Origin of the sequence: Streptomyces katrae (assembly GCF_000966975.1) — a bacterium.
In the GTDB taxonomy this organism is placed as follows: Bacteria; Actinomycetota; Actinomycetes; order Streptomycetales; family Streptomycetaceae; genus Streptomyces; species Streptomyces katrae.
Map to the genome: position 1 here is coordinate 1 of NZ_JZWV01000197.1, position 7,679 is coordinate 7,679.

6 protein-coding genes and 1 riboswitch are annotated in these 7,679 nt (G+C 69.2%); all 6 genes read right to left on the reverse strand.

Features of this window, described 5'->3' with window-relative positions; translation table 11 throughout:
* Positions 1 to 125 precede the first annotated feature (125 nt).
* Positions 126 to 1,517, reverse strand: a complete 1,392-nt coding sequence (locus tag VR44_RS09090; protein WP_245691647.1) for an aminotransferase class V-fold PLP-dependent enzyme — start codon at positions 1,515 to 1,517, stop codon at positions 126 to 128.
* A gap of 232 nt (positions 1,518 to 1,749) precedes the next feature.
* Positions 1,750 to 1,866: riboswitch (SAM riboswitch) on the reverse strand.
* Positions 1,867 to 1,944: 78 nt separating this feature from the next.
* A complete protein-coding gene (gene trpD / locus VR44_RS09095; protein ID WP_045946893.1) occupies positions 1,945 to 3,009 on the reverse strand; it encodes an anthranilate phosphoribosyltransferase in 1,065 nt (354 codons plus the stop codon).
* Positions 3,010 to 3,189: 180 nt separating this feature from the next.
* Positions 3,190 to 4,815, reverse strand: a complete 1,626-nt coding sequence (gene qcrB, locus VR44_RS09100) for a cytochrome bc1 complex cytochrome b subunit (protein ID WP_045946894.1) — start codon at positions 4,813 to 4,815, stop codon at positions 3,190 to 3,192.
* Positions 4,812 to 5,870 carry a cytochrome bc1 complex Rieske iron-sulfur subunit gene (gene qcrA / locus VR44_RS09105; RefSeq protein WP_045946895.1) on the reverse strand — a complete coding sequence of 353 codons (1,059 nt, stop codon included), beginning with the start codon at positions 5,868 to 5,870 and terminating at the stop codon, positions 4,812 to 4,814. Before qcrA ends, qcrB begins: the two co-directional genes overlap by 4 nt.
* Positions 5,867 to 6,700 carry a cytochrome bc1 complex diheme cytochrome c subunit gene (gene qcrC, locus VR44_RS09110; protein ID WP_045946896.1) on the reverse strand — a complete coding sequence of 278 codons (834 nt, stop codon included), beginning with the start codon at positions 6,698 to 6,700 and terminating at the stop codon, positions 5,867 to 5,869. The genes qcrA and qcrC overlap by 4 nt, the downstream gene beginning before the upstream one ends.
* A 77-nt stretch (positions 6,701 to 6,777) precedes the next feature.
* Positions 6,778 to 7,398 carry an aa3-type cytochrome oxidase subunit III gene (gene ctaE, locus VR44_RS09115; protein ID WP_045946897.1) on the reverse strand — a complete coding sequence of 207 codons (621 nt, stop codon included), beginning with the start codon at positions 7,396 to 7,398 and terminating at the stop codon, positions 6,778 to 6,780.
* Positions 7,399 to 7,679: the final 281 nt, after the last annotated feature.

The following is a 7,679-nucleotide window of genomic DNA, read 5'->3' on the forward strand; positions in this document are numbered from 1 at the left end:
GCCCTTTCTCCGTTTCCGCCTCAAACGCCGGCGGGGCTACAAGATCGGGGTCTGGGGCGGAGCCCCAGGGAACGGTGGAAGGGCGGCTTGGGGACCGCTCCGCGCAGCGGCACCCGGCAGCCGAGCTAGACGGCGGGGACGCAGCGGCCGTCCTCCGTGCGGTACTGCCACTTCGCGCCGTCCGCGACGAGTTCCTTCACCGCGCGGACGAAGCGGTCCACGTGCTCGTCGGGGGTGCCGGCGCCGAAGCTGACGCGGATCGCGTTCAGGGACGTCTCCCCCGGCGCCGCCTCGGGCGCCCCGCACTCGCCCTGGGCCTGCGGCTCGCTGCCGAGCAGGGTGCGGACCAGCGGGTGGGCGCAGAACAGGCCGTCACGCACTCCGATCCCGTACTCCGCGGAGAGCGCCGCCGCGAAGTGCGAGCTGTTCCAGCCGTCGACCACGAACGAGATGACGCCGACGCGCGGGGCGTCGTCACCGAAGAGGGAGAGGACCCGGACCGCCGGGACCTCCGCCAGGCCCTCGCGGACCCTCGCGACGAGGTGCTGCTCGCGGGCGACGAGCTGGTCGAAACCGGCCTCGTTCAGCGCCCGGCAGGCCGAGGCGATGGAGTAGACGCCGATGACGTTCGGGGAGCCGGCCTCGTGGCGGGCGGCGGTGGTGTGCCACTCGACGTCGACGCCGCCGTCCTCGCGGCGGGCCACCTTGCGGGAGGCACCGCCCCCGGCGAGGTACGGCTCGGCCTCCTGGAGCCAGTCGGCGCGCCCGGCGAGGACGCCCGAGCCGAAGGGGGCGTACAGCTTGTGCCCGGAGAAGGCGACCCAGTCCACGTCCAGCTCCCGCACCGAGACGGGGTGGTGGGGCGCCAGCTGGGCGGCGTCCAGCACGATCCGCGCGCCGTGGGCGTGCGCGGCGGCGGCGAGCTCCTTGACCGGCCACAGCTCACCGGTGACGTTGGACGCGCCGGTCACGCAGACCAGGGCCGGGCCGTAAGGGTCGCGGTCGGCCAGGGCCCGCTCCAGGGTGGCGACGGCCTGGCCCGGGGTGCGCGGGGCGTTGAGGTACGTGACCCGCGCGTCGCGCCACGGCAGCAGCGAGGCGTGGTGCTCGGTCTCGAAGACGAAGACCTGGCAGTCGGCCGGGAGCACGGCGGCGAGCAGGTTGAGGGAGTCGGTGGTGGACCGGGTGAACACCACCTGGTCGGCGGGGCGGCAGTCGAGGAACTCGGCGACGGTGGCCCGGCTCTGCTCGAAGAGGTCGGTGGAGAGCTGCGAGAGGTAGCCGGCGCCGCGGTGGACGCTGCCGTAGTACGGGGCGTACGCGGCGACGTCATCCCAGACCCGCTGCAGTGCGGGGGCGCTGGCCGCGTAGTCGAGGGCGGCGTAGGTGACCTCGCCGCCGGTGACGAGCGGGACGGTGACGTCCCGGCCGAGCACGGGCAGCGGCTCCGCACAGGCGGGGTCCACGGGGGCGGTGCAGGCGGTGGCGGCGGTGGCGGAGTTCAGGGATGCGGACATGGCGGTATCTCCCGGCAGGCAGGGCTGAATGGCTTCGGTGTGCCCGTACGCGGGTACGGCGGCGCGCGTCGTCGGCGGCGGCCGTCAGGGGTACGGGAAGGGCCTCGGAAGGGATTGCGGGTACGCGGAAGGGACCCTGTTCCGAGGGGTGAAGTAGGGGCGGAGTCGCCCTATCGCATTCGCTTGCTCACGGAAAACACTCCTCGAGAGACCAGGACCCCTGGTGTCGAGGGATCCGCGCTTGCCGTAGACCTCGCTGCCTACGACCTGGTCATCACCCGGGGCACCCCGCCACGGAAGGAGGGTTGCCGGACAGCAAGCCGGGGCCTAATCGCTGTCACTCGTGACCTTGGGGAGCATCCTGCCACACGGGCCGCCGAACGCAAGACCCCGGTCCACATGGTGGACCGGGGCCGGGTCGGAAGGCTCAGGCGTTGCTGGCCGCCACCCAGCGCTCCAGCGCGGCCCGGGCCGCGCCCGAGTCGATGGATTCGGCCGCGCGGGCCATGCCGGCGGACAGCTCCTCCTCCAGCGAGCCCGTGCCCGGGTCCAGGGCGACCAGGGCGGACGCCGCGTTCAGCAGGACGGCGTCGCGCACCGGGCCGGTCTCCCCGGCCAGCAGGCGGCGGGCCACGTCGGCGTTGTAGGAGGGGTCGCCGCCGCGCAGGGCGGAGATGTCGATGGTCTCGATGCCCACGTCGCGCGGGTCGAAGGCGTGCTCGGTGATCCGGCCGTCGCGCACCCACCACACCCGGGAGGTGCCGGTGGTGGTCAGCTCGTCCAGGCCGTCGTCGCCGCGGAAGACGAGGGCGGAGGTGTTCCGCTCGGCGAGCACCCCGGCCATGATCGGGGCCAGCCGGCCGTCGGCGACCCCCACCGCCTGGGCCGTGACCCGGGCGGGGTTGGTGAGCGGGCCGAGGCCGTTGAAGGCGGTGCGCACCCCGAGGTCGCGGCGGGCCGAGGCCGCGTACCGCAGGGCGGGGTGGAAGACGACGGCGGCGCAGAAGGTGATGCCGGCCTCCTCGGCGACCTCCGCCACCCGCTTGGGGGTCAGGCCGAGGTTGACGCCGAGCTTCTCCAGGACGTCGGAGGAGCCACTGGCGGAGGAGGCGGCCCGGTTGCCGTGCTTGACGACCTTCGCGCCCGCGCCGGCGGCCACGATGGCGGACATGGTGGAGATGTTGACGGTCTTGGCGCCGTCGCCGCCGGTGCCGACGATGTCCACGGTCCGCCCGGGCACCTCGATCAGGTTGGCGTGGGCGTACATCGTGCGGACCAGGCCCGTGTACTCCTGCACGGTCTCGCCCTTGGCCCGCAGGGCCACCGCGAAGCCGGCGATCTGGGCGTCGGTGGCCTCGCCGAGCATGATCCGCTCCATGGCCCAGGCGGTGTCGTCGGCGACCAGGTCCCGGCCGCTGAGCAGGGTCTCCAGGATGCCCGGCCAGCTGCGCGCCGCCACGCTGTCGCCGCCTGCCGGGGTCGCAACGTTCATGGTCAGCTCCTGCTGCTCGTCGGGTTCCCGCTCTAGGGGCCCACGTCGAATGGTGAAGGATCTCAGCCTATCCAGCCCCGGAGACGGCAAAGAGCCCCCGTCCAGGGTCTGGACGGGGGCTCTCGCCGTGGCGACACCAGGATCGACGTGGGTCAATCCCTCAAGCGGTCATGCCGGAGATCAGTGGTGGCCGTGGCCGGACTGGATCTCCTTGTACTCCTCGGCGGTGGGCTTCGGAATCTGGTTGCCCTCCGCGTAGAGGCCCTTGCTGAGCTTGGCGCGCAGCTTCTCGCCGCGCGTCACCTTGCGCTCGACACCGTTCTCGTCGACCGTCGGGCCGAGCTCGATCGGCTTGTACTGCTCGTGCGAGGTGAGCGTGTGCAGCTTGCCCTGCGGGAGCGGCTCGTGGACCTCGATGAACTCACCGTGCGGCAGACGCTTGATGATGCCGGTCTCGCGACCGTGCAGCACCTTGTCGTGGTCCCGGCGCTGGAGGCCGAGGCAGATCCGCTTGGTGACGATGAAGGCCAGGACCGGGACGACGAAGAAGCCGATCCGGACGAACCAGGTGATCGAGTTGATCGACAGGTGGAAGTACTGGGCGAACATGTCGTTGCCGCCGCCGATGAGGAGCACGATGTACTCCGCGATCCAGGCGACACCGAAGGCCGTACGGGTCGGGACGTTGCGCGGGCGGTCCAGGATGTGGTGCTCGCGCTTGTCGCCGGTGACCCAGGACTCGATGAACGGCCAGACGGCGATCGCGCCGAGGACCAGCGGGAAGAGCAGCAGCGGGATGAACACGCCCAGGACGAGCGTGTGGCCCCACAGGTTGATCTCCCAGCCGGGCATGGCACGGATCAGGCCTTCCGGCATACCCATGTACCAGTCGGGCTGCGCACCGGTGGACACGTGGTCCGGACGGTACGGGCCGAGCGCCCAGATCGGGTTGATCGAGGCGAGGGCCGCGATGGCCGCGATGACACCGAAGACCAGGAAGAAGAAGCCTCCGGCCTTGGCCATGTAGACCGGCAGCAGCGGCATGCCGACGACGTTGTTGTTCGTCTTGCCGGGACCCGCGAACTGGGTGTGCTTGTGGTAGAAGACCAGGATCAGGTGGGCCACCAGCAGGCCCAGCATGATGCCGGGCAGCAGCAGGATGTGGATCGAGTAGAACCGGGCGACGAAGTCGCCGCCGGGGAACTCGCCGCCGAAGAGGAAGAACGACAGGTACGTGCCGACGATCGGCACGGACAGGATCGCGCCCTCCATGAAGCGGACACCGGTGCCCGAGAGCAGGTCGTCCGGCAGGGAGTAACCGGTGAAGCCGGTGAACATGCCGAGGACCAGCAGCAGGAAGCCGAAGATCCAGTTCACCTCGCGCGGCTTGCGGAACGCGCCGGTGAAGAAGACGCGCATCATGTGCACGACCATCGCGGCGACGAAGATCAGCGCCGACCAGTGGTGGATCTGCCGGATGAGCAGACCGCCGCGGACGTCGAAGCTGATGTCCAGGGTCGAGGCGAAGGCCTCGGACATCTGGACGCCCTGCATCGGCACGTACGAGCCGTGGTACACGACCTCGTTCATGCTCGGGTGGAAGAACAGCGTCAGGTACACACCCGTGAGGATGATGATGATGAAGCTGTAGAGGCAGATCTCACCCAGCATGAAGGACCAGTGGTCCGGGAAGATCTTGCGCATGTTCGCCTTGGCGAGGCTGTAGATGCCCAGGCGGCCGTCCGCCCAGTCGGCTACGCGCTCACCGCGCGGCGCTTTGCGCTCGGTGGTGGTGGCAGTGCTCATCCGCGCTCCCAGAATGCAGGACCGACGGGCTCTTCGAAGTCGCCGAGCGCTTCGAGGAAGCCTTCGTCATTCACGCCGATCCGCAGCTGCGGAAGCGCGTGACCGGCCGGGCCGAAGATGACACGGGCGCCGTCGGAGAGGTCGAAGGTGGACTGGTGGCACGGGCAGAGCACGTGGTGCGTCTGCTGCTCGTACAGGCTGATCGGGCAGCCGACGTGGGTGCAGATCTTCGAGTAGGCCACGATGCCCTCGTGGGACCACTCCAGCTCCTGCTTGTCCTTGATGTCCTCCGGCTTGATCCGGACGAGCATCAGGGCGGCCTTGGCGATCTGGACCTGGAAGTCGTGCTGGTCCTCCTCCAGGCCCTCGGGCATGGCGAAGGTGAGCGAGCCGACCAGGACGTCCTCGGGGCGCAGCGGCTCCATGGTGTTCTGGTTGATGATCAGCTTGCCCTTGGACCAGACGGTCTTGCGCAGCTTCTTCTCGGGCAGCGGACCCAGGTCGCGCAGCAGCATCACGCCGGAGAGCGGCACCAGGGCCAGCGCGCCGAGCATGGTGTTGCGGATCAGCGGGCGGCGGGCGATGCCGGACTCGTTCGCACCGTCGGCGAAGTCCTGCATGACCTTGGCCTTGACGTCCGCCGGCGCCGCGATCTCGTGGCGGTCGTCGGCGACCTCGACGTCGGACATCAGGGTGCGGGCCCAGTGGACCGCGCCCGCGCCGATGCAGAAGAGGGCCACGCCCAGGGTCAGACCCAGGGCGAAGTTGAGCGCGCTGACCTTGCCGATCGGGAAGACGTAGATGATCTTGTCGACCGGGATGGACACGTACGAGGCGATGAAGCCGACGGTGGCCAGCATCGACAGCGTGAACAGCATCGCGACCGTGCGCTCGGACCGCTTGGCGGCCCGCTCGTCGATGTCCTGGATGCGCGGCTTGTGGACCGGAAGGCCCGGGTCGGCGAACGGGTCGTCCGCGACCGCTACGGCACCGTGGTGCGCGTCGCCCTGCTCACTCGGCAGGTGCTTGTCTTCGGGAATGTCTTGGCTACTCATGACTTCTTGGCCTTAGCGGTGTGGGCCGCGACCCACACGGCGGTGTGGGCCGCGACCCAGACGGCGACAGCGATCAGCGCACCCAGACCGAAGATCCAGCCGAACAGACCCTCGGAGACGGGGCCGAGGCCACCGAGCTTCAGGCCGCCAGGGCTGACCGACTTCTCGCCGTTCACGTTCTGGAGGTACGCGATGATGTCCTTCTTCTGCTTCTCCGGCATCGTGCTGTCGGGGAAGGAGGGCATGTTCTGCGGGCCGGTGAGCATGGCCTCGTAGATGTGCTTCGGCTCGACGCCCTCGAGGTTGGGGGCGTACTTGCCGTTCGTCAGCGCGCCGCCCTCGCCGGTGAAGTTGTGGCACTGCGCGCAGTTGTTGCGGAACAGCTCGCCACCGGCGGCGATGTCGGCACCGGCCGGGTCGTACTGCTTCTCGGTCGGCGTGATCGGACCGGCGCCGAGGGAGGCGATGTACGCCGCGAGCTGGTCGATCTGCGCCTGCGAATAGATGTTCCGCTTCTTCGGCACCTGGGCGCCGGGCTGCTGGGCGGGCATGCGGCCCGTGCTCACCTGGAAGTCGACGGCCGCGGAGCCGACGCCGACCAGGCTCGGGCCGTCAGAGGAACCCTGACCGCCGGTTCCGTGGCAGCTTGCGCAGCCGACGGCGTAGAGCTTCTTGCCCTCCTCGATGGCGAGGGACTGGGCGGTTTCATCGGCCTGCGCCTTACCCGCGGGCGCGAAGGCGGCGTACAGCCCCCCCGTGACCGCCAGCGCGAAGAGTAGAACGACGACCGCCGCCAGCGGATGGCGTCGTCGTGCGGAAAGCTTTTTCACGGATTACCCCGGTGTCAGGATCTTCTGCGTCGGTGTTTCTGGATGGTGCGCCGGGAACGGGCCCGGCGACGGGTTCGCTACTTGATCAGGTAGATCGTCGCGAAGAGGCCGATCCAGACGACATCGACGAAGTGCCAGTAGTAGGACACGACGATGGCCGACGTGGCCTGTTCGTGGGTGAACCTCTTGGCCGCGTACGTCCGGCCGAGGACCAGCAGGAAGGCGATGAGGCCGCCCGTCACGTGCAGACCGTGGAAGCCGGTGGTCAGGTAGAACACCGTGCCGTACGGGTCGGACGAGAGGCTCAGGCCTTCCTCCTTGACCAGGTCGGTGTACTCGAACACCTGGCCGCCAATGAAGATCGCACCCATGACGAACGTGATGATGAACCACGTCCGGAGCTTCTTCACATCACCGCGCTCGGCGGCGAACACGCCGAGCTGGCAGGTGAGGGAGGAGAGCACCAGGATCGTGGTGTTCGTCGCCGAGAAGGGCAGGTTCAAGGCCGAGGCCTGTTCCGTCCAGTGCTCGGCGCCCATCACGGATCGCAGGGTGAAGTACATCGCGAAGAGGGCCGCGAAGAACATCAGCTCGGAACTCAACCAGATGATGGTTCCGACGCTGACGAGGTTCGGCCGGTTGACCGTCGGGTGCGCGTGCCCGGTATCTACTGTCGTTGCTGTCGCCACGACCGACATTATGTCGGTCGCTTATCCCGCCCTCACCCCGGGGGGTGCCGTTCGGAGTGTCAGGGGGGTGTGCAAGGCCCGAACGGCCCATCAGATCACCCCTGCGCGGCCTCACCTACCAGGCTGCCCGAACCGATGTTGACACGGGGTCGGACGGAGTAGCATCCCGCGCATCATCAGCGTGATTCACGGACACGTGGAGGAACGAAATGCGGGCGACTGCGCGGGTTCTGGTCTACAGCGACGACGCGGGCACCCGGGAGCAGGTGCGGCTGGGCGCCGGGGGGGGG

Excerpts from the sequence above, each read along its gene's own strand:
- qcrA (WP_045946895.1), bottom strand. The coding sequence starts at position 5,870 with ATGAGTAGCCAAGACATTCCCGAAGACAAGCACCTGCCGAGTGAGCAG.
- ctaE (WP_045946897.1), bottom strand. The coding sequence starts at position 7,398 with ATGTCGGTCGTGGCGACAGCAACGACAGTAGATACCGGGCACGCGCAC.
- qcrB (WP_045946894.1), bottom strand. The coding sequence starts at position 4,815 with ATGAGCACTGCCACCACCACCGAGCGCAAAGCGCCGCGCGGTGAGCGC.
- VR44_RS09090 (WP_245691647.1), bottom strand. The coding sequence starts at position 1,517 with ATGTCCGCATCCCTGAACTCCGCCACCGCCGCCACCGCCTGCACCGCC.
- trpD (WP_045946893.1), bottom strand. The coding sequence starts at position 3,009 with ATGAACGTTGCGACCCCGGCAGGCGGCGACAGCGTGGCGGCGCGCAGC.